Here is a 21128-nt window from a genome sequence, read left to right as displayed (position 1 = left end):
TCGGGCGGAAGGGGGTCAGGAATTCTCCTGGAGCCTCCGCAGGGCCGCGGGTTGACGCCCGCGGCGGGGCTTCAGGGAGGGTCGGACGTTGGGCTTGCCCTTGGCAGCCAGTTGGTCACGGCGCTCCTCGGCGAACCGGGCCAGCGCGTCGGCCAACTCGATGGCACTGGGGTGCTCGGCCTGCACGTCCACCCGCAGTCCGTGCTCGCGACAGGTGGCGGCGGTCTGCGGGCCGATGACGGCGATCACGCTGGCATTGTGCGGCTTGCCGGCGATGCCGACCAAATTGCGGACGGTCGATGACGAGGTGAAGACCACGGCGTCGAACTGTCCCGTCTTGATCATCTCGCGGGTGTCCAGCGGCGGCGGGGCGGCCCGCACGGTGCGGTAGGCGACCACGTCCTCGACCTCCCAGCCCAGGTCGACCAGACCGTGGGCGAGGGCGTCGGTGGCGATGTCGGCCTTGGGCACCAGCACCCGGTTGATCGGGTCGAAGAGTTCGTCGAACGCGGGGAACTCCGCAGCGAGCCCGGCGGCTGACTGGTCCTCGACGGGCAGCAGGTCGGCCTTGAGCCCCCACTGGAGCAGCGCCTCGGCCGTGGCGGGACCCACGGCGGCCAACCGCAGCCCGGAGAAGACACGGGCGTCCAGTCCCCACGAGATGACCTTCTCGCGCAGGGCTCGGACGGCGTTGGCCGAGGTGAACGCGATCCACTGGTAGCGGCCCTCGACGATGCCCTGCACCGCCTTGTCCATCTGCTGGGGGGTGCGCGGCGGTTCGACGGCGATGGTGGGAACCAGGTGGGTGTCGGCGCCGTAGGTGGCCAGCCGACGTACCAGCGGGCCGGCCTGGTCCTGGGTGCGGGGAACGAGCACCTTCCAGCCGAACAAGGGCTTCGACTCGAACCAGTCGAGTTGGGCACGTTCCTGGCCGCCGGCCGATCGTCCGATCACCACCACCACGGTGGTGTCGTCGGCGACGGCGAGCGCCGTCACGGTGGCGGCGATGCTGCCCACCGTCGTGCCCCGGCTGGTCTGCGAGGTGGATCCTGCCCGCACGGTGACGAGGGCTGGCTCGTCGGCGCTGGGCCTGGAGGCGAGGGCGATGCGCTCCACCTCGGGCATGTGGGAAGCGGCACCGATCACCACGAGGGTTCCCTCGGGGGCCCAGTGGGAGTCCTCGTCGACCTGGTCGTGCAGCGTGATCAGCTGGACCTGGGCATCGGAGAGCGAGACACCGGCGAACTCCGCCATCGCCGTCTTGCGGGGGATCCCGGGGATGACGTCGATGTCGTAGCCGGCCTTGGTGCACTCGCGGGCCAGCGCGGTGGCCCGGGCGTCCATCAGGGGGTCCCCGTCGACCATCACGGCCACCAAGCCGTCGTCCACCACGTGGTCGAGCAGGGTTGATCCCTCGGCCATCAGGGTGACGGAGGCGTCCCCGAGATCGAGGTCGCGCAGCAGTTCACGCTGTTCCTCGTGGGCGAGGAGCACCGTGTCGGCTCGCTGCAACACCTCCACGGCAGCCAGCGTCAGCAACGCGGGCACCCCGGGCCCGGCGCCGACGAAGGCGATTCGTCCGCGATGCATGCCCATCACCTCACCTCCGTGAGTCCTGTGAGGGGCCTTCGAGTACCCCCGGACGAGACCCATCCAACCGCGACAACACCGTTTCGGCCAAGTCCTGACCGAGGTGACGATGCCGGGTCGAGTCGCGCCAGGGTGCCCGTCCCTGCAGTCGGACGAGGCCTCCGTTGTCGGCCACGCAGACCTGCAGCTCGAGTTCTTCGCCATCGACGTGCGCCCACGCCCCCACCGGCGCCAGACAACCTGCCTCCAGCGTGGCGAGGAACTCGCGTTCGGCGGTGACCGCCGCCCGCGTGGCAGGGTCGTCGAGATCGGCGAGCAGCCGGCGGATCCGTTCGTCCGACTCGCGACACTCCACCCCCAGGGCGCCCTGCCCCGGGGCCGGCAGCACCTGGTCGAGGCCGAGTTCGGTCAGCCGCACCGTGGCTCCCGACGTGGTGCCCAGGTCGGCGGGCAGCGGGCCTTCGGCCGGCACCTTGCCCAACCGGGCCAGACCAGCCCGCGCCAGGACGGTCGCATGCACGGCCGGCTGCCCCGTCGCCGGTGCGTGGTCGTCGTCGACGGTGACGAGGTTGAGTCGGGTGTCGACATTGCCGCGCACCGACACGAAGGTCGGGGCGATTCCCCGGTCGGCCGCCAGGGCGGCCAGTTGGGCCTGCCGACGGGGTGACCCGGTGCCGACGACGGTGGCGTCGTCCCACTCGTCGATCGGACGACCCACCAGCACGTCGTTGACCCGTTCACGGGTCGGGGTGGCGGCCACCACCAGGCCGGGGTGGGGGGCCACCGGTAGGTCCTTCAGCGAGTGCACCGCCAGGTCGATGGAGCCGTCCAGCAGCCGGGCACGCACGGCGGCGGCGAACACTCCCGTGCCACCGATCTCGGTGAGGGCTCGGCGGTCGGTGTCGCCCTCCGAGGTGATGCCGACGAGGGTGACCTCGTGTCCTCGGCCGCGCAGCAGCCCGGCGATGTACTCGGCCTGCACCACGGCCAGCGGGGAACGACGGGCACCCAGGTGGATCATGACAGCTGCTCCGCGATCGGGTCGGTGAGGCCCAGTCGCGGTGAGGCCACGATCAGCGCCGCATGGGTGTCACAGTGCTCGGGGGCGGCGGCGGCGGGGTCGGCCACCTCGTCGAGGTCGAGCCGGAAGAGGCGGCGCAACATGTCGGCGTAGTCGGTGGCCACATCGGTGCCGGCCAGCTGGCGGGCCTCGACGGAAGGTGCGTGCACCAGCTTCTCGGCCACCCGCTGCAGGGCCTGCGAGACCTCGTCGAGTTGGCGCTCCGACAGCGGTTGCCCAGCCGACTGGCTGCGCCGCACGAGTCTGGCCCGTTCGGCCTCGACCACCTGGTCGGCCATGGCCCGCAAGGCGACGACGGCCGGAGTGACCGCCTTGGACCGGTCGGCGCGCAACTGGTCGGCGACCTCCTCGGCCACCAGGGCGCGGGCGGCGGCCACCTCGGTGTCGTGGCTGTGATCGCCCTCCGAGGCTGCTGCCAGGGTGGTGAGGTTCACCAGGGTGGTGTGCTCGGCCACCGCGTCGTCGACATCGGCTGGCAGTGCGAGGTCGATGATCACGTCGGGACGATGCTCGAGCCCGGCCAACAGGCGGGGATCGATCAGGCTGTGGGCGGCCCCGGTGCAGGTGATGACGACCTCGGCCCAGCCCAACAACTCCGGCAGGTCGGACAGGTTCGCCGCGCGTCCCCCGACCTCGCCGGCCAGCCGGTCGGCCTTCTGCCGGGTGCGGTTGATGCAGACCAGGTCCGCGCCCCGGGCATGCATCCCCCGGGCGGTGAGCCCCGCCATCTGGCCGGCGCCGATCACCAGCGTGCGCCGGCGGTCGAGCGAGATGCCCTGTGCCTGCGCCAGGTCGAGGGCCGCGGTGAACACGGATCGTCCGGCGTGACCGATCGCGGTCTCGGACTGCACCCGCTTGCCCACCCGCAGGGCGTTCTGGAAAAGCGAGTTGAGTTCGCGGCCGACCGCGTGGCGGCGTTGGCCCCGCAGCAGCGCCTCGCGTACCTGTCCGATGACCTGGCTCTCCCCGACCACGAGTGATTCCAGTCCCGCGACCAGGTTGAAGACGTGGTGCACCGCCGCCTCGTCCCAGGCGACGTCGCAGATCTCGCCGAGCGATTCCCGGTCGAGGCCGGTCTGGGAGCCCAGGGCGTCGGCGATGGCGTCGAGGCCGGTGTGGAAGCGGTCACTGATCAGGTGCACCTCGGTCCGGTTGCACGTCGACAGCACCAGGGCCTCGCTGATCCCGGGGTTGGTCAGCAGGCGGGCCTGCACCAGGTCGGCGGCGCGGCCGTCGAGCGCGACCTGCTCGACGGTCGAGATGGGGGCGGTGCGGTGCGAGATCGACAGTGTCAACAGGTTCACTGTTGCTCCTCCTCAGCACGGTGCACCAAGGCGCTGGTCAGATCACCTGGGGCGAGCCTCCAGCGGGCGATGATGCGGCCGTCGACGATCACCACGGGTACCTCGGTGGTGAAACGATCGCGGGTTTCGCGGTCGTCATCGATGGTGACTCGGGCATGGCCGACACCCAAGTCGGTGACCACCTGCCGGACGACCTGTTCGGCCTCATCGCACAGGTGGCAGCCCTCCCGTGTCAGCAGGACGACGCGATGGTCGCGGCTGGCGGCCAGCACGGGGGCGGGCAGGGGCGCCTCATGGGCGAGCGCCCCGGTGGTGGGTGGATCCTGGTGGATCCGGTCGGGGGTTGACGAGAGAGCCCCGGGAACGCCAGAACCCGCACCCACCGAGGTGGGCGCGGGGCCAGCTTCGCGGGAGCCGTCAGCGCCGAGGAGTCGGCGCCACCAACCCACAGCCGTCGCCCCCGGCGTCGATCACTTGCCGGCGCGACGACGCTGGATGCGCGTCTTCTTCAGCAGCTTGCGGTGCTTCTTCTTCGCCATGCGCTTGCGACGCTTCTTGATGACAGAACCCACGTCAGGCCTTTCAATGAAATGTTGGGGCGGATCCCGTCGCAGCAGCGACAGGGTCCGGACACACCGGGACACGGCCCGGCGCAGACACGTCACTGTACCCGCACGACTCCGCTGCGGGGAAATCGACACCATGCGGCAGACTGAACCCCGTGAGCCTTCCCGACCTCCCTCACCACCCCGTCTGGACACAGTTCCGGATCGATCCCCGCCAGGCCCCGCAGATGCGGCTGGCCGACCGTGATCGTGACGTCGCCCGCGAGGTGCTGGCCAGTGGTTACGCGGACGGCCAGCTGAACCACGAGGAGTACCTGCAGCGCCTCGACCAGGCCAGTGTCGCGAGCACCTTCGGCGAGCTGATGCCCCTGGTCGGCGACCTGACGATGGTCTCGTCGGGCCCACCGACGAGGTCGTCCGAACCGGTGTTCGCGGAGCCGCAGGCGACCGGGCGGCGTCGAGGGCTCGACGTGGCGGTGGACGTGGTGGCGATGGTGGGCGCCGGCGTGGTCGGGATCAACGTGGCGATCTGGGCGTTGGTCGCGCTCAACCTGGGGTCGAACTGGGTGCACCTCTACTTCTGGCCCGTCTGGGTGGCCCTGGCCATGGCCATCCCGGTGGCGGTGTTGCTGATGGTGCGCGGTGCCACCGACACCGAGCAGGACCAGGTCAACCGGGAGCACCACCGCGCTCGCCGACGGAGCCTGCGGGCCAGACGGCGCCAGCGCCGTCGCGAGCTGGGACGCCGCTGAGACAGGGAGCGAGCCCTCGGGTGGGCTCGCCTTCGGGGCGTGGTCGAATCTGCCCGGCTTCGGCGCACCTGCCCCACTTCGGGACACCTGCCCGACTTCGGGACAAGCTGCCCGCCTTCCGCGCACCTGCCCTATCCCTGTCCAGGGGCAACTGCTCCCAACCGGGGCAACTGGTGCGGAACGAGGGCAACTGGTGCGGAACGAGGGCAACTGGTGCGGAACGAGGGCAACTGCTGAGGAACGAGGGCAAGGGGGCGGCCAGGCGCGGGGGATCGTGCGGCACGGGGCGCCCGGCCGTCGCCCTCAGTGCTCGTCGCGGAGGTTCTCGGCGAGGGCCTGACTGCGGTTGCGGGCGGCCTCCATGGCGGTCATGAACGCGGCGCGCACCTTGTGGTCCTCGAGTTCGCGGATGGCCGCGGCGGTCGTCCCACCGGGAGAGGTCACCTGCTCGCGCAGCACTGTCGGGTGGGTGCCCGAGTCCCGCAGCAGTGTTGCCGACCCGAGCATGGTCTGCACCACGAGTTCGGTCGAGACGTCGCGCGGCAGGCCGAGGTGCACACCGGCCTCGATCATGGCCTCCACCACGAAGAACAGGTAGGCCGGGCCCGATCCCGAGATGGCGGTGACGGCGTCCTGGTACTTCTCGGGGACGACGATCGCCTTGCCGACTGCCCGCATCAGGTCGACAGCGCGACCGACGTGCTCGGCCGAGGCGTGCACCCCACCCGAGATGGCGGCCATCCCCTCGCCGACCATGGCCGGGGTGTTCGGCATCACGCGGACGACCGGCGCGCCCTCGGGCAGCTTCGACTCGACCAGGTCGGTGGTCACCCCGGCAGCGACCGTGATCACCAACGCATCGGGGGCCAGCACCGGACGGATCTCGAGCAGCAACTCCGGCAGGTCCTGCGGCTTGACGACGAGGACGACGGTGTCGGCGCCCCTCACCGCCTCGGTGTTCTCGAGGCAGACGATGCCGTAGCGGGATGACAGTTCCGACCGTCGGGCGGCGCGGCGATCCGTGCCGACGATGGTGGAACGGTCCCAACCTGCGTCGATGAGCCCGGAGAGGATCGTCTCGCCCATCACACCGACGCCCAGGATGGCCAGACGCTGCGGACGGGCCGAGGTCACCTCGTCCGAGGAGGTCACGAGCGGGCCACCAACTCGGCGATCTGGATGGCGTTCAGGGCCGCGCCCTTGCGCAGGTTGTCGTTCGAGACGAACAGCACGAGCCCCTTGCCGTCGGGCACCGACTGGTCGACCCGGATGCGTCCCACGAAGCTGGGATCGGCGCCGGCGGCCTGGCGGGGGGTGGGGACGTCGCTGAGTTCGACCCCGGGGGCATCCGCCAGCAGGGCCCGGGCCTCGTCCGGGGTGATCGGCTCGGAGAACTCGGCGTGGATGGCGAGGCTGTGTCCCGAGAACACGGGCACCCGCACACAGGTGCCGGCGACCGCCAGGTTCGGCACGTGCAGGATCTTGCGTGACTCGTTGCGGAGCTTCTGCTCCTCGTCGGTCTCCTCCGAACCGTCGTCGACCAGCGCCCCTGCCAGCGGCACCACGTTGTGGGCGATGGGCTTCACGTAGGGGGAGGTGTCGCCGTCGGCGAAGACCGTTCCGTCGTGGGACAGTCGCTCGGGATGGGGGGTGTTCGCGATCTGGCGGGCCAGCGCGTCGACTCCCTTCACACCCGAACCCGAGACGGCCTGGTAGGTGGCGACCACCAGCCGGGTGAGTCCGGCCTTGTCGTGCAGCGGACGAAGCACCGGCATCGCGGCCATGGTGGTGCAGTTGGGGTTCGCGATGATCCCCTTGGGACGCTGGGAGATGTCCTCAGGGTTCACCTCGCTGACCACCAGCGGCACCTCGGGGTCCATCCGCCACGCGGACGAGTTGTCGACCACGACGGCCCCCGCGGCCGCAACCTTGGGCGCCAGTTCGAGGGAGGTTCCCTTGCCCGCCGAGAATAGGGCGATGTCGAGACCGGCGAAGTCCGCGGTGGCGGCGTCCTCGACGGTCACCTGCTTGTCACCGAACTCGATGACCGTGCCCGCCGAGCGGGCAGAGGCGAAGAACCGCACCTCGTCCAGCGGGAACTGGCGCTCCAACAACAGGGTTCGCATGACTCCACCGACCTGGCCGGTGGCTCCGAAGACTCCAACTCGCATGGGGTGATTCTACGGGCGGGCCACCCGACCGCCCCGCCGGTCCCGCGGGCTGGGTCGGTCAGCGGCGGCTCACCTCCTCGTCCACGTGCACCGACGCGACTCGAAGTACTTGTCGCTCTTCGCGATCGTCACGATCGCGGGGCCGTTGCCATTGGCCACGATCGCCTCGAGATCGCCGCTCGCATTGCTCAACCTGGCCCAGTAGCAGGTCGAGCCGGTCCCCCGGTAGGTGCCGGCCTGGAGGTCCACCCCGATCTCGTAGATCCCGTCCTCCTCGATGGCAGCGGCTGGCGGTGCAGGTTTCGCCGTCACGGTGGTCTTGACGGTTCTGGTCGTCTCAACGGTCGCGGTGGCCGTGACGGTGGCACCGGGCGCACCCGGCTGGGTCACGGCCTTCGTCGCGGTCACCGTGGTGGTGGCGGTCGTCGTGGGCCCGGCAGCCGCAACCCCGGACGAGGAACCGCCCCCGCCGGCGGAGGCACCCACCGCCAGCCCCACCACGCCGGCGGCCACTGCGACGGCGACCCTCGACGTGTACCAGTGCCCGGGACGCTTCACCGGAACGGGCGGGGCAACCCAGGCGGGTGCAGGATTCTGAGGACCCCAGACGGGCCCATTCTGTTGTGACATTGACATTCCCCCATCGTGCGCATTCCGCAGGCTCTGATCGTGCACCATTCATCATTGAATGGTGACAGCAGGAATGTTACGCACGATGGCGGGTCAGCAATAGACCGATTGACCACAAATGTTGAATTCTTCGCTGGAATTGATGTGCGGGGAGCATTTCGGTCGGCTTTGGTTCGGCCATGGATTTTCGACACGGCCCCTTCGTTCCCCACCCGACCAACCGGAGGCCACTGGCCCACCCAGCCGCCGAGGAGGTGCAGACTGGATCCATGGTGCAGCTCAGCGCAGTCCTCGGCGACATCACCACCCAGACCACCGACGCGATCGTCAATGCCGCCAACCGAGCCATGCGTGGCGGAGGGGGCGTCGACGGAGCCATCCATCGCGCAGGCGGGCCGTCCATCCTGGCGGAGTGCATCGAGCAGTTCCCCCACGGCCTCGCCACCGGTGACGCGGGGGCCACGGGCGCTGGACGCATGCCCGCCCGATGGGTGATCCACACCGTCGGCCCCAACCACGCGGCCGGGGAGACCGACCGCACGCTGTTGGAATCCTGCTACCGGCGATGCCTCGAGGTGGCCGACGAACTGGGTGCGCGCTCCATCGCCTTCCCCCTGGTCAGCGCCGGGATCTACGGGTGGCCCCTGGACGATGCCATCGCCGTTGCCGTGGAGACCATCTCGTCGACCCCGGCCAAGGTGGAGCGGGCCCTCATCGTCGCCCGTGACCGGGACACCCTGGCCGGGGTGGAGCGCCACCTGGCGTGACGCCCACCCGATCGCCGGTCAGGGGCTGGTCTCTCCCCCGTTGACGTGCAGGGTCGAACCGACGACGTAGCTCGACTCGGCCGAGGCCAGGTAGACGTAGGCGGGTGCCAGTTCGGCGGGTTGCCCGGCCCTGCCCAGAGGAGTCTTCTGGCCGAACTTCGGCACTGCTTGCGGCGGCTGCCCGCCCGAGACCTGCAGCGGCGTCCAGATCGGCCCGGGGGCAACGGCATTCACCCGAATTCCCTTGGGTGCCAATTGGGCGGCCAGGCCCTTGGTGAAATTGTTGATCGCCGCCTTGGTGGTCGCGTAGTCGAGCAGATGAGGGCTGGGGTCATAGGCCTGGATCGAGGTGGTGTTGATGATGGAGGCGCCTTCCGACAGGTGCGGGAGGGCCTCCTGGGTGATCCAGAACATGGCATAGACATTGGTGCGCAGCGTCTTGTCGAACTGGTCGCTGGTCAGCTCGGAGAGGTCCTCGCAGGACTGCTGGTAGCCGGCGTTGTTGACCAGGATGTCGAGACCGCCCAAGGCGCTGACCGCATCGCGGACGAGTCCACGCGCTGGCTCCTCGAAGCTGATGTCGGCCGGCAGCAGCACGGCCTTGTGTCCGGTCTGCTCGATCAGGGCAGCCACCTCCTCGGCATCGTCCTGCTCCGAGGCGACGTAGTTGAGGGCCACGTCTGCACCCTCGCGGGCGAAGGCGATGGCGACTGCTCGTCCGATCCCGGAGTCGGCACCCGTGATCAAGGCCTTGCGCCCCAGCAACCTGCCACTGCCGCGGTAGGTGGACTCACCGTGGTCCGCCTTGGGGTCCAGTTTGTGGTCGAATCCCGGCCATTCATGGGTCTGCTCGGGGAATTCACCCGAGTGGTACTGGGTACGCGGGTCGGGAAGGTCGGGGGTGGTGGGCTGATCAGGCACGGTGGTCTCCTCGAAGTGGGGTGGTCCGGCTGTTCTTCTCCTCCACCCTAGGCACGCGAACCACCCGGGCACACCCCCCAATGGGCGCAATCACAGCCAGCTGACTCGTCCGGCGAGGAAGGAGTAGCCCACGAAACTGGCGACGTCGAGCAGGGTGTGCGCGATGACCAGCGGCCAGATGCGCCTGACCTTGACGAAGAAGACCCCGAAGATCAGCCCCATCACCAGGTTGCCGACGAATCCGCCGAAGCCCTGGTAGAGGTGGTAGGCCCCTCGGATCAGGGCAGAGCAGGCCACCACCACCCACGTGCGCCAGCCGGCCTGCAGCCACCGGGTCACCAGGTAGCCGATCATGACGACTTCCTCGAGCACCCCGTTCATCGCGGCGGCCAGTACCAGCACCGGCACCGTCCACCAGTTCTCGCCCAGGTTGGCCGCCTGCACGGTGGTGTTGATCCCCAGGGCGCGTGCACCCAGGTAGAGGCCGAGCCCCGGGATTCCGATGCCAGCGGCCACACCCACTCCCCACACGAGGTCCCGTCCGACTCTCCTCGGAGAGGTACCCAGCGCCGCGGCGACGCCGCCTCGGGGGACGAACCTGCTGGCCAGCAGGTGGACGGCCAACAACGCGGGCACGATGCCGAAGCCGACATTGGCCAGTTGGTAGGCGAGGTCCAACCACGGACGATCAGGGGTGGCCGAGGTGTTGAGCTGGGAGGTCTGCTGTGCCAGCGGCACCGCCCGGGTGAGGCGCTCGATGATGCTGAGCACCGAGTAGACCGCCGACTGCCCCAGCGAGATGGCGAGCACGATCGCGGTCTCGACCAGCAGGGTCCGTCGGCGCCGCTCGGTGGCCAGAACCTCGAGGACCGGGACACCGGTCACGGTGGTCAGCGCCGTCCGATCAACTGGCGTGCGAACAACGACACCGTGGCGGGCTTCTCGGCCACCCGGCGGGTGAAGTAGCCGTACCAGTCCGTGCCGTAGGGCAGGTAGACCCGGCACTGGTGACCGATGTCGACCAGTCTGCGCTGCTCGATCGGGCGCACCCCGAACAACATCTGGAACTCGAACGACCCCGGGTCACGGTCGAGTTTGCGGGCCAGCGCCATCCCGATCTCGACCAGCCGCGGGTCATGGGTGGCGATCATCGGATGTCCGGGACCCTCCATCAGTACCCGGAGGCACCTGGCATAGGAGAGGTCGATCTCGTGGCGCGACTGCAGGGCGACCCCGGCGGGCTCGGAGTAGGCGCCCTTGCACAGTCGTACCCGCGACCCTTCGGTCGCCAGGGCTCGACAGTCGGACTCGGTGCGCCGGAGGTAGGCCTGCAGCACGGCACCCGTCGAGGGGAAGTCCTGCCGCAGTCGCTCGACGACGGCGAGTGTGGCATCGGTGGTGGTGTGGTCCTCCATGTCGACCGTCACGGTCGCCCCGACGGCGTCAGCGGCCTCACAGATGCGGCGGGTGAAGTCGTGGGCCAGGTGCTCACCGGCGCGCCCCAGCTGCAGCCCCACGGCCGACAACTTGACCGAGACGTCGACCTGGTCGGCCCATGGCTCCTGCGCCACCAAGGCCAGCAGGTCGAGATAGCCCTGGGTGCACTCGGCTGCCTCGTCCTCGTCGGTCGCGTTCTCGCCCAACCGGTCGAAGGTCACCTGCAGACCCTTGCTGGTCAGGTCGTCGGCCACGGCGACCACCTCGGGAGCGGTCCGTCCGGCCACGAACCTGGACACCAACTCATCGGTTCCCGGGGCGGACTCGACACGTGAGCGCACCCTCGGGTCGTTGGCCATGCGCAGCAGGCTTCGTCGCAGCATTGCTCTCCCTCACAAGCGGGGACGCCCACCCCCGGGTCGTCGCCCGGTCCGTCTCGGCGTCGGTCGTCAGTGTTTCACGCCACCGGAGCGGCTGAGGTCGAAGTGGGGCCCATCGGTGAACGGCAGGTCACCTGCCACCAGGTCGTGCGGAGCCGTCTGCTCCTCCTCGTGCGCGTGGCGCGTCTCCGTCTCGGTGGTCTCCGACACCGGCTCGCCCAGGCGCTCCCGCATCGCGATCAAGGAGTCGCCGAGCCTGGCCTCTCGTCCCGCCCGGCCACCGGAGCGTCGCGAGTTGACCTCGAGCACGATGTCACCGGTGAACCCGGCCAGCCGCAGGTCGTCCAGGAGTTCCAGGGATTCCTGGGTTCCCTCCCCGGGGAAGAGGTGGTCGTCCTTGATGGAGCCGACGCCGTCGGTCAGGTGCACATGGTGCAACCGGTCGCCCCACTGGGCGGCCAGGTCGCGCGAGCGCATCTGCGCCGTCGAGGCGTGGGAGCAGTCGAGCACCAGGTGGTTGTAGGGCAGCTCGCTGGGATCGTAGGCCGGCAGGTAGGCCTGGAACGGACGTGCGAACGAGCGCCACGGGTACATGTTCTCGACCGCGAAGGTGACCCCGGGGAACTCGTGGTTCAGCCGGGCGATGCCCTTCACGAAGCCGGTGGCGTAGGTCTTCTGCCACCTGAAGGGTGGGTGGACGACGACCGTGGTCGCCCCCAGCCGCTCCGCGGCCTCGCCGGAGCGCTGCAGTTTCGCCCAGGGGTCACGCCCCCAGGTCTTCTGGGTCACCAGCAGGCATGGAGCATGCACCGAGGTGACGGGTACTTGGTGGGTGTCACGCAGCCGCTCGACGGCGTCGACGTCAGCGGCGAGCGGGTCGATGCCGACCATCAGTTCGATGCCGTCGAAACCGAGTGCAGCGGCGACCTCGAAGCCCGCTTCGACGCCGTCGGGATAGACGGATGTGGTGGACAACACCACCTTGGACTGGCTTGCTGGAGTGCCATTCACCCGTGCCACGCTACTCCCCGCGCGACAACGGCGGACCCGAATCCCCGCGGCTGCGCCACCGCTGGACCGCTTGGAGGGGGCCGGTTTCACGTTTGTCGGCAGGTCGGTCCATGATGAACCCATGCACGTCGACCACTTGATCTTTGCCTGCGGACCCGAGGGGCTGCATGCCCGCGTCGAACAGCTCAGTGAGCTGCTGGGCGAGAAGTTCAAGGACGGTGGCTTCCATCCCCGTTTCGGCACCCGCAACCACATCCTGCCGTTGACCGACGGGCGCTACCTCGAGGTGGTCGAGGTGCTCGACCACCCGGCCAGCGAGAAGGCCGTCTTCGGCCAGGCCGTGCGCGCCCGCTCCGAGATGGGGGGTGGCTGGCTCGGCTGGGTCATCAGCGTTGACGACCTCGCACCCTACGAACAACGCCTCGACCGCAAGGCCGTGCCCGGATCGCGTCACTTCCCCGACGGTCGCCTGCTCGAGTGGGAGCAGATCGGCATCAAGGGCCTGATGGCAGACCCGCAGCTGCCCTACTTCCTGAAGTGGCAGTCGACGCCCGACCTGTTGCCGAGCGCCCTGCAGGGCGACATCGCGCTGCGGGGTCTGGAACTCGCCGGCTCCAAGGATCGAGTCGACGAGTGGATCGGCGAGGAACTCGGCTCCGATCTGGACGGTGTGGGCCTGAACTTCACCAGTGAGAACGGCCAGCCCGGTATCCAGTCGGTGACCTTCGAGGTGCCCGGCAAGGGAGTCGTCCGCATCTGAGGTTCGCGGTCGCCGTCCCGCCACCGACGCTGAATTGTCGGCGCCCTCCCCTACAGTCATCGGCATGGCCAAGGCGAAGACCCAGGACGCGTTCCAGTGCACCGAGTGCGGCTGGACGAGCGTGCGCTGGGTGGGTCGATGCGGCGAGTGCCAGGCCTGGGGTTCGGTGGCCGAGCGTGGCGCCCCGAAACTGCAACAGGTCACCAGCAGCGTGCCTTCGACCAAGGCCATCCGGATCTCCCAGGTGCCCGCCGGCCAGGCCGACCGGCAACTGACCGGCATCGGTGAACTCGACCGGGTGCTCGGCGGCGGGTTGGTGCCGGGAGTCGTCGTCCTGCTCGCCGGCGAGCCCGGGGTGGGCAAGTCCACCCTGCTGCTGGAGGTGGCCGCGAAGTGGGCCCGCGGCGAAGCAGCCACGGCAGGCGATGGTCGGGCCGGTCGTCCCACCCTCTATGTGACGGGCGAGGAGTCAGCCGCCCAGGTGCGGTTGCGGGCCACCCGCACCGACGCCCTGGCCGACGATCTCTACCTAGCGGCCGAGACCGACCTGGGCACCGTGCTGGGTCACATCGAAGAGGTGGAACCCAGCCTGCTGGTGGTCGACTCGGTGCAGACCATCGGCACGGCCGAGGCCGACGGTTCCCCCGGCGGCATCACCCAGGTCCGTGAGGTGACCGGTGCCCTGGTGCGGGTCGCCAAACGGCGGGGGATGGCGGTCGTGATCATCGGTCACGTCACCAAGGACGGGAGCATCGCCGGCCCCCGACTGCTCGAGCACCTGGTCGACGTGGTGCTGGCCTTCGAGGGCGACCGGCACTCCGGCTTCCGGATGGTGCGGGCCACCAAGAACCGCTACGGACCTGCCGACGAGGTGGGCTGCTTCGAGATGTCCGAGACTGGCATCAACGAGGTCACCGACCCCTCTGGGCTGTTCACCAGCCACCACACCGAGCCTGTCCCGGGCACCTGCGTCACGGTCACCGTCGAGGGCCGACGACCGCTGCTCGCCGAGGTGCAGGCGCTGGTGGCGCCCTCCCCCTACCAGACCTCACCGCGCCGGACGACCTCGGGCATCGAGTCCTCGCGGGTGGCGATGATCCTGGCGGTGCTCGAACGCAAGGCCAGGGTGCCCCTCTCCCAGCACGACGTCTACGTGTCCACCGTGGGCGGGGCCCGGGTCGGCGACCCTTCGGTCGACCTGGCGGTGGCGATCGCGGTGGCCTCTGCGGCGGTCGACCGGAACTTCCCGCAACGGGTGGTGGCCCTGGGCGAGATCGGTCTCGCCGGCGACCTGCGTCGGGTGCCGGGGCTGGAACGCCGCGTCGGCGAGGCAGCCCGGTTGGGGTTCGAACTGGCGATCGTCCCGGCCAATTCCCGCGATTCGTCCCAGAAGATCCCGCGCATGCACGGGCTCAAGGTGGTCGAGTGCGCCACCCTGGCCGACGCCTTGGGGGTGCTCGACCTTCGCCGCAGCGGTTCGGATTCGTCCGACTACAGTGGTCGCCGTGGCTGACGACACCCGCCTGCGCAAGTACCAGGCCCTCCTGGCACCGGGCAGCGCGATGCGTGACGGGTTGGAACGCATCCTGCACGGGCGAACCGGTGCCCTGATCGTGCTGGGCAACAGTCGGAGCGTGCTGAACGCATCGTCGGGCGGGTTCGAGATCGACGTCGACTTCACTCCCCAGGCGCTGCGGGAACTGTCGAAGCTCGACGGCGGCATCATCATGTCGACCGATCTCGACCGCATCGTCCGGGCCGGGGTGCACTTCGTGCCCGAGGGATCCCTGCCCACGGCAGAGACCGGCACCCGGCACCGCTCGGCCGACCGGATGGCACAACAGACCGGCGTCCCGGTGGTGACGGTGTCGGCATCGATGTCGACGATCGCCCTGTTCATGGACGGCCAGCGGCACCCGGTCGAACGGCCCGAGCAGATCATCAGCCGCGCCTCGCAGGCTTTGGCGGCCCATGCCTCGTACCGTCAGCGGCTCAACGAACTGACCGCCCAACTGACCTCCCTCGAGGTCGCTGACCAGGTGACCGTGCGCGACGTCACCCTGGTGGCCCAACGACTCGCCATGCTGCGGCGGCTGGGAACCGAACTGTCGGGGTACGTGACCGCCCTGGGTATCGAGGGACGCCTGCTCGAACTGCAGGTTCGCGAACAGAACCAGGGTCTGGACGAGTTGGCCGATGCCCTCGCCGAGGACTATCGGCCAGCCGAGAGCGACGCCCCGTTCGGGTGGGCGGGGCTGGGAGCGCTGCACACCGACGGACTGTTCGACGTGCTGGAGGTGGCGCGAGTGTTCGGTTTCAGCGCCGACCAACTCGACACCGGCATCACCCCCCGCGGGTACCGCCAAGTGCAGGCGATCCCACGACTGCCCCAGTCCGTGGTGCACCGCGTCGTCGAGCACTTCGGCTCGCTGCAGGCCATCATCGGTGCCACCATCCCCGATCTGCTCGAGGTCGACGGCATCGGCGACCAACGGGCCAGACTCATCCGCGAGGGTGTGCTCAGGATCGCGGAACACGCCCTGCAGGACTCCCGCCGGGGCTGACCGGTTCAGCCCAGGTAGAGCACCGTCCGGTAGCTGGCGCTCTGGCTGCCGAAGGTGGCCTTCGCCCAGTAGGTGCCGCCACGCAACTGCTGCTTGACCAGTGAGCATCCCGAACCGGACCGCTGCGTCGTCCACGTGATCGGGAAGACCCGCTCGGCACCGGCCTTGATGCGCAGGGTGCCGTGCGGGCCCCAGGTCGCACAGTCAGCGGTCGTCCAGATGTTGTCGGTGCCCGAGGAGATGGCCAGCGTGATCGGCTGTCCGGCCAGGGGGATCGCGCAGTCGGCTTCCGAGGTGTTGACCACCCGGATGCGGTAGGTGGTCGTGGCACCCGACTTCACCTGGCGTGCTCCGGCCAGTGCGATCCGCAGGTCGTCGACGGAACAGGTCGGTCTGGTCGGGGTGGGCTTGGTCGGCGTGGGCCTGGGGGTCGGCTTCGCACTGGGGCTGGCGGAGGTGCCGGCGGGCCCGGGTGTGGAACTGCGGGCGGCAGCGGGGCTGACACTCGCGGCGCTGGTGGTGGGCTCCGCACCCGAAGCCGTGGCGGACGTGCGGGTCGCTGACCGGCTCGCGGTCGTGGCGGAGGAGACAGGCGCGTTGGCCCGGATCGTGGCCGAGGAGTCCCCTCGTCCGGCGATGACGTCGACCACACGGACGGCCAACGCCAGCACCACCAGGGCAACCACCACGGCGAGGCCACGTCGGAGCCAGTAGGTCCGCGACGACTCCGGCCCTTGGGGGTGAAGCCATGGGTTCATGACCGCATGCTAGGCAGCCGACCCGTGCGAGGTGTCAGTACACGCCGAGCGGCAGCCAGCCGACTAGGCTTTTCACGATGGACGAGCCCCCACCACAGCCCGCCGACCCCGATCTCGTGGTCGACATCGTGCTGCATTGGTACACCGAGCACCGGCGCGACCTGCCGTGGCGGAGCGCCGAGCGCACCCCGTGGGGCGTGCTGGTCAGCGAGGTGATGCTGCAGCAGACGCCGGTCGTGCGGGTCCTGCCGGTCTGGCTGGAGTGGATGGCCCGATGGCCCGAACCCGCCGACCTGGCCTCGGACCCCAGTTCATCGGCCGTGGCGGCCTGGGGACGACTCGGCTACCCCCGCCGAGCTCTGCGGCTGCACGCGGCTGCCACCGCCATCGCCACCGACCACGACGGACGTGTTCCCTCAGACCTGGCCACCCTGCGCACGCTCCCCGGTGTCGGCGAGTACACCGCCGCCGCGGTGGCCTCGTTCGCGTTCGGACGGCGCGCCGTGGTGCTCGACACCAACGTGCGCCGGGTGTTGGCGCGGGTTGCCGGCGGGGTGGAGTTCCCCGCCGACCACCTCACCCGTGCCGAACGCGACCTCGCGGCCGCCTGGACCCCGGACGATCCGCGGGTCGCGTCCACCTGGGCCGTCGCGGCGATGGAACTGGGAGCGCTGGTCTGCACCGCGAAGGCCCCCGCCTGCGATCGCTGCCCCGTGAGTTCGTCCTGCCGCTGGTTCCTGGCGGGCCGGCCAGCCCACCAGGGCAAACCGCGCCGCGGCCAGGCCTGGCACGGCACCGATCGGCAGTGCCGTGGGGTGATGCTGGCCGAACTGCGCGAGAGTCCTCGTCCGCTCGGCACCGACGAGCTGCTGGCCCTGTGGACGCGCGATGCCGACCAGGCCCAGCGCTGCCTGGACTCGCTGTCGGCCGACGGGTTGGCCCGACGGAGCGTCGACGGTTGGACCCTGTGATCGGTCCTGGCGTCTGAGATGCGGGGGCGGTGCCGAACCTGACCCCCAGGTGTCGCCCGCGTGACAGTTCCGGGACGCCCGACCCACCTTCGGTGAACCCTCGGCGAACCTTCACCACGGAAATCGTTTGTCGTCTTGTAGCGCCCACGGGGCCTTGGTGGACTCGCCGAGGACTCGCCACCGGGTGGGTCCGGAAGGTTGCCCCTCGATGACTGTCGCTGCACCCGCACCGACCACCGCCCGCAAGCGGCCGTATTTCGCCAGCCCGCGCAATCGTCGCGACGCGTTGATCTTCACCGTGATGGCGCTGCCCAATGTGGCGCTGATCGCGGCGTTCACCTACCGCCCGCTCATCGTGAACCTGCAGTACTCCACTCTCGACTGGCAGCTGGGCTCCCGCACGGCCACGGTGATCGGCCTCAGCAACTACGTCGAGTGGTTCACCAGTGGGGACGCTGCCCTGGTGCTGCGCACCACCGGCCTGTTCGCCCTGGCCACGGTCGGTGGTTCGATGCTGCTGGGCCTGTTGGTGGCCCTCGCCCTCAACACTGCCGTGCCGGGACGAACCTTCGCGCGGGCCACCGTCTTCGCCCCCTACGTGCTCTCGGGTGTCGGGGTCGGCCTGATCTGGTCGTTCATCTTCGACCCCACCTATGGCGTGCTGTCGTTCTACCTGCGTGGGATGGGGCTGAGCAGCCCGCAGTGGTTCTCCGACCCCGGCTTGTCGCTGGTGATGGTGATCATCGTCTACGTCTGGAAGAACCTCGGCTACTGCGCTGTGGTGTACCTCGCCGGGCTGCAGTCGATGCCCTCCGACGTGATGGAGGCCGCGTCCATCGACGGTGCCTCGGGATGGTCACGGTTCCGCCACATGACCCTGCCGCTGCTGGGCCCCACCACCCTGTTCCTGACGATCACCACGATCCTCAACTCGCTGCAGGCCTTCGACCTGATCAAGATCATGACCCCCGCCTCGGACGGCACCCGCGTACTCATCTACGAGGCCTACCTGCAGGCCTTCGGCGCCTACCAACGGGCCGGTTATTCCGCTGCCGTCTCCGTGATCCTGTTCGTCATCCTGCTGGCGCTCACCGTCATCCAGCTCGCCTGGGTCGAGAAGAAGGTGCACTACGCATGACCAGCACCCCCGTCGCCGACCGTCGCGCGCTGGTCGAGCAACCACTCCCCGGCATGTGGACGCTGAAGAACCTCGTCGCCACCCTGCTCGGCGGTGCCCTGCCGCTGCTGCTGGCCACCCTCGTGGTCGCCCTTCCGCTTCTCTACATGGTGTTGTCGAGCTTCAAGACGGTGCACGAGATCGTCACCCTCACGCCGAAACTGCTGCCCGACCACTGGGCGTTCACCAACTACTCCGAGGCGATGCGCAACGTCCCCTTCGGGCGCATCTTCCTGAACTCGGTGATGTTGACCACGGTCGGGTCGTCCATCAAGGTCGTGCTCGCCCTGCTCACCGCCTACGCACTGGTGTTCGTGCGATTCCCGTTCAAGAACGTGATCTTCGTGCTGGTGCTGGTCGCCTTGATGGTGCCCAGCCAGGTCTCGATCCTGCCGAACTACGTGCTGATCGCCTCCATGGGGGGCGAGAACACCTACTGGGGAATCCTGCTCCCGGGGCTCGGCACCGCCTTCGGTACCTTCCTGCTGCGCCAGCACTTCAAGACCCTGCCCACCAGCATGCTCGAGGCCGCCGAGGTGGACGGTGCAGGTCACTGGCGAAGGCTGTGGCAGATCGTTGTCCCCGTGTCGGGGCCCAGCATCGCCACCGTGGCGCTCGTCACCATCGTCAGCGAGTGGAACGAGTACATCTGGCCGCTGATCATCACGACCGACCCCAACAAGATGACCCTCCCGGTCGGACTGACGTTGCTCGCCTCGAACGAGTCCGGACCGCAGGGCTGGGGCGTGATGATGGCCGGCTCGGTGCTGGTGATCCTGCCCGTGCTGGTCGTCTTCTCGATGCTGCAGCGCTACATCGTCGCGGGCCTCACCCAGGGCTCCCTCTCCAACTGAGCCCACCCACCACCCACAAACCCACCCCTGCACCAACCACGTGAGTCAAACCATCGAAAGGTCCGTCATGTCCCTCCCCGAGTTTGCGAACCTCAACCGTCGCGGCTTCATCGGCCTCGCCGGTGCTGCCGCCGGAGTCACCGCGCTGGCCGCGTGCGGTGGCCCCTCGACCTCGGGCGGCGCCTCGGCGTCGTCTTCGAGCGAGTCGGTCGACTGGAAGTCGGTCAAGCCGGCCAAGGAGATCCAGTTCTGGTCGAACCACCCAGGCAAGTCCAAGGACGTCGAGACCGCGATCGTGAACGCGTTCAACTCCTCGCAGTCCGAGACCAAGGTGAGCCTGGTCACGGCGGGTGCCTCCTACGAAGAGGTCGCCCAGAAGTTCCAGACCGCCCAGACCGGCGGTCAACTGCCGGGCGTGATCCTGCAGTCGGACGTGTGGTGGTTCCGCAACATGATCAACGAGCTGATCATCCCCCTCGACGACCTGATGAAGGCCATCGAGTTCGACGCCACCGACTACCAGGACTCCCTGGTCAAGGACTACCAGTACGGCGACAAGCAGTGGGGCGTTCCCTACGCCCGGTCGACCCCGCTGTTCTACTACAACGCCGAGATGTTCAAGGCTGCCGGCGTGCAGGCCCCCAAGACCTGGCAGGAACTCGAGGAGATGTCGACCAAGATCAAGTCGGCCAACTCGGGCATCCAGTCGGTCTACCAGCACCCGGCCCCCGCCGACTACGATTCCTGGACCCTGCAGAACAAGATCTGGGCCTGGGGCGGCGAGCTGTCGAAGGACTTCGACATCACCTGCAACAGCCAGGCCGTGATCGACGCCGTCACCTTCTCGAAGAACTCCGTCGGCAGGTGGGCCGGGGTCTCGGCCAAGGATGCCACCGCCGACTTCTCGGCGAAGGCCGTCGCCTGCACCGTGGGTTCGACCGGTTCCCTGGTGGGCATCCTCGAGGCCGCCCAGTTCGAGGTCGGGGTCGCCTTCCTGCCCGGTGGCCCCAAGGCCACCGACCAGGTCTGCCCCACCGGTGGTGCTGGGCTCGGCATCCCGAAGAACCTCAAGCCCGAGCAGCAGTTGGCCGCCGCCAACTTCTTGAAGTTCATGGGCCAGCCCGAGAATGCCGCCAAGTTCGCGCAGGCCACCGGCTACATGCCTGTGCGCAAGTCGGCCGACATGTCGTCGGTCTTCAAGGAGCGTCCGCAGGCGCAGGAGGCCATCAAGCAGCTCGCGCACACCCGCGTGCAGGACACCGCACGCGTGTTCCTGCCCGGCGGAGACCGTGAGATCGGCATGGCCAGCTCCGACGTCATGACCGGCAAGGCTGAGCCGCAGGCTCGTTTCGACCAGCTCAAGACCACTCTCGAGGGCATCTACACCAAGGAGGTCAAGCCGAAGCTCGGCTGACCGGCAATGCGGGGCGGTAT

Annotated in this window: 22 protein-coding genes; 9 read left to right on the top strand and 13 right to left on the bottom strand. The window is 69.1% G+C overall.

Annotation, left to right across the window (positions count from 1 at the left end; genetic code table 11):
• Positions 1–15: 15 nt before the first annotated feature.
• Genes QQZ11_RS06880 through QQZ11_RS06860 form a run of 5 tightly spaced genes read right to left on the bottom strand, consistent with a single transcriptional unit; the run spans position 16 to position 4547 of the window.
• A complete protein-coding gene (locus QQZ11_RS06880) occupies positions 16–1590 on the bottom strand; it encodes a uroporphyrinogen-III synthase (protein ID WP_284549492.1) in 1575 nt (524 codons plus the stop codon).
• 10 nt (positions 1591–1600) lie between these two features.
• Positions 1601–2611: a hydroxymethylbilane synthase gene (gene hemC, locus QQZ11_RS06875; RefSeq protein ID WP_022911140.1), complete on the bottom strand. Its 1011-nt coding sequence runs from the start codon at positions 2609–2611 to the stop codon at positions 1601–1603.
• Positions 2608–3975 carry a glutamyl-tRNA reductase gene (gene hemA / locus QQZ11_RS06870; protein WP_284549490.1) on the bottom strand — a complete coding sequence of 456 codons (1368 nt, stop codon included), beginning with the start codon at positions 3973–3975 and terminating at the stop codon, positions 2608–2610. The genes hemC and hemA overlap by 4 nt, the downstream gene beginning before the upstream one ends.
• Entirely contained in the window at positions 3972–4424 is a 453-nt protein-coding gene (locus tag QQZ11_RS06865) for a glutaredoxin family protein (protein WP_284549488.1), read from the bottom strand. Before QQZ11_RS06865 ends, hemA begins: the two co-directional genes overlap by 4 nt.
• A gap of 21 nt (positions 4425–4445) precedes the next feature.
• Positions 4446–4547, bottom strand: coding sequence for a 30S ribosomal protein bS22 (locus tag QQZ11_RS06860; RefSeq protein WP_002550589.1), 102 nt, complete (start codon positions 4545–4547; stop codon positions 4446–4448).
• Between the two features lie 149 nt (positions 4548–4696).
• Between QQZ11_RS06860 and QQZ11_RS06855 the strand changes: the two genes are divergently transcribed.
• Positions 4697–5293, top strand: a complete 597-nt coding sequence (locus QQZ11_RS06855; RefSeq protein WP_284549487.1) for a DUF1707 SHOCT-like domain-containing protein — start codon at positions 4697–4699, stop codon at positions 5291–5293.
• Between the two features lie 303 nt (positions 5294–5596).
• Here the strand turns inward: QQZ11_RS06855 and proC are convergent, their stop codons facing one another.
• The 3 genes from proC to QQZ11_RS06840 form a co-directional block, all read right to left on the bottom strand.
• Positions 5597–6445: a pyrroline-5-carboxylate reductase gene (gene proC, locus QQZ11_RS06850; RefSeq protein ID WP_284549485.1), complete on the bottom strand. Its 849-nt coding sequence runs from the start codon at positions 6443–6445 to the stop codon at positions 5597–5599.
• Positions 6442–7464, bottom strand: a complete 1023-nt coding sequence (locus tag QQZ11_RS06845) for an aspartate-semialdehyde dehydrogenase (protein WP_284549484.1) — start codon at positions 7462–7464, stop codon at positions 6442–6444. Before QQZ11_RS06845 ends, proC begins: the two co-directional genes overlap by 4 nt.
• Positions 7465–7533: 69 nt before the next feature.
• Positions 7534–8022, bottom strand: coding sequence for a hypothetical protein (locus QQZ11_RS06840; protein ID WP_284549482.1), 489 nt, complete (start codon positions 8020–8022; stop codon positions 7534–7536).
• 341 nt (positions 8023–8363) lie between these two features.
• Between QQZ11_RS06840 and QQZ11_RS06835 the strand changes: the two genes are divergently transcribed.
• Positions 8364–8861 carry an O-acetyl-ADP-ribose deacetylase gene (locus QQZ11_RS06835; protein ID WP_284549480.1) on the top strand — a complete coding sequence of 166 codons (498 nt, stop codon included), beginning with the start codon at positions 8364–8366 and terminating at the stop codon, positions 8859–8861.
• Between the two features lie 18 nt (positions 8862–8879).
• Here QQZ11_RS06835 and QQZ11_RS06830 read toward each other — a convergent pair whose 3' ends face one another.
• The 4 genes from QQZ11_RS06830 to QQZ11_RS06815 all read right to left on the bottom strand — a co-directional run bounded on the left by QQZ11_RS06830 (position 8880) and on the right by QQZ11_RS06815 (position 12610).
• Positions 8880–9782, bottom strand: coding sequence for a glucose 1-dehydrogenase (locus QQZ11_RS06830; RefSeq protein WP_284549478.1), 903 nt, complete (start codon positions 9780–9782; stop codon positions 8880–8882).
• A 90-nt stretch (positions 9783–9872) separates the two neighbouring features.
• The gene (locus QQZ11_RS06825; protein WP_284549477.1) at positions 9873–10667 is read right to left on the bottom strand and encodes a CPBP family intramembrane glutamic endopeptidase; all 795 of its coding nucleotides are present in this window, start codon (positions 10665–10667) and stop codon (positions 9873–9875) included.
• Positions 10668–10672: 5 nt separating this feature from the next.
• Positions 10673–11578, bottom strand: a complete 906-nt coding sequence (locus tag QQZ11_RS06820) for a proline dehydrogenase family protein (protein WP_284549475.1) — start codon at positions 11576–11578, stop codon at positions 10673–10675.
• 90 nt (positions 11579–11668) lie between these two features.
• Positions 11669–12610, bottom strand: coding sequence for a sugar phosphate isomerase/epimerase family protein (locus tag QQZ11_RS06815; RefSeq protein ID WP_284549473.1), 942 nt, complete (start codon positions 12608–12610; stop codon positions 11669–11671).
• Positions 12611–12731: 121 nt separating this feature from the next.
• On the opposite strand from QQZ11_RS06815, the gene QQZ11_RS06810 reads away from it, so the two are divergent.
• The 3 genes from QQZ11_RS06810 (at position 12732) to disA (ending at position 15934) form a co-directional block, all read left to right on the top strand.
• Complete coding sequence (locus QQZ11_RS06810; RefSeq protein WP_284549471.1) at positions 12732–13370, top strand: VOC family protein; 639 nt, start codon at positions 12732–12734, stop codon at positions 13368–13370.
• A gap of 64 nt (positions 13371–13434) precedes the next feature.
• Positions 13435–14883, top strand: a complete 1449-nt coding sequence (radA, locus tag QQZ11_RS06805; protein WP_284549470.1) for a DNA repair protein RadA — start codon at positions 13435–13437, stop codon at positions 14881–14883.
• Complete coding sequence (gene disA / locus QQZ11_RS06800; RefSeq protein ID WP_284549468.1) at positions 14876–15934, top strand: DNA integrity scanning diadenylate cyclase DisA; 1059 nt, start codon at positions 14876–14878, stop codon at positions 15932–15934. The genes radA and disA overlap by 8 nt, the downstream gene beginning before the upstream one ends.
• Positions 15935–15939: 5 nt before the next feature.
• Here disA and QQZ11_RS06795 read toward each other — a convergent pair whose 3' ends face one another.
• The gene (locus QQZ11_RS06795) at positions 15940–16692 is read right to left on the bottom strand and encodes a hypothetical protein (RefSeq protein WP_284549466.1); all 753 of its coding nucleotides are present in this window, start codon (positions 16690–16692) and stop codon (positions 15940–15942) included.
• A 77-nt stretch (positions 16693–16769) separates the two neighbouring features.
• Here QQZ11_RS06795 and QQZ11_RS06790 point away from each other — a divergent pair, with 77 nt between their 5' ends.
• From QQZ11_RS06790 to QQZ11_RS06775, 4 genes are all read left to right on the top strand, one after another.
• The gene (locus QQZ11_RS06790; RefSeq protein WP_284549464.1) at positions 16770–17663 is read left to right on the top strand and encodes an A/G-specific adenine glycosylase; all 894 of its coding nucleotides are present in this window, start codon (positions 16770–16772) and stop codon (positions 17661–17663) included.
• Positions 17664–17871: 208 nt separating this feature from the next.
• Positions 17872–18801, top strand: a complete 930-nt coding sequence (locus tag QQZ11_RS06785) for a carbohydrate ABC transporter permease (RefSeq protein ID WP_284549462.1) — start codon at positions 17872–17874, stop codon at positions 18799–18801.
• Positions 18798–19694: a carbohydrate ABC transporter permease gene (locus tag QQZ11_RS06780; RefSeq protein ID WP_284549461.1), complete on the top strand. Its 897-nt coding sequence runs from the start codon at positions 18798–18800 to the stop codon at positions 19692–19694. Before QQZ11_RS06785 ends, QQZ11_RS06780 begins: the two co-directional genes overlap by 4 nt.
• A gap of 67 nt (positions 19695–19761) precedes the next feature.
• Positions 19762–21108 (top strand): ABC transporter substrate-binding protein, encoded by a 1347-nt coding sequence (locus tag QQZ11_RS06775; RefSeq protein ID WP_284549459.1) that lies wholly within the window; start codon positions 19762–19764, stop codon positions 21106–21108.
• The last annotated feature ends 20 nt before the right edge of the window (positions 21109–21128 follow it).

This window comes from Aestuariimicrobium sp. T2.26MG-19.2B (assembly GCF_950101875.1).
Lineage (GTDB): Bacteria > Actinomycetota > Actinomycetes > Propionibacteriales > Propionibacteriaceae > Aestuariimicrobium > Aestuariimicrobium kwangyangense.
Note: the sequence above shows the minus strand (reverse complement) of the source record. Positions and strands in the feature narration are given on the sequence as shown.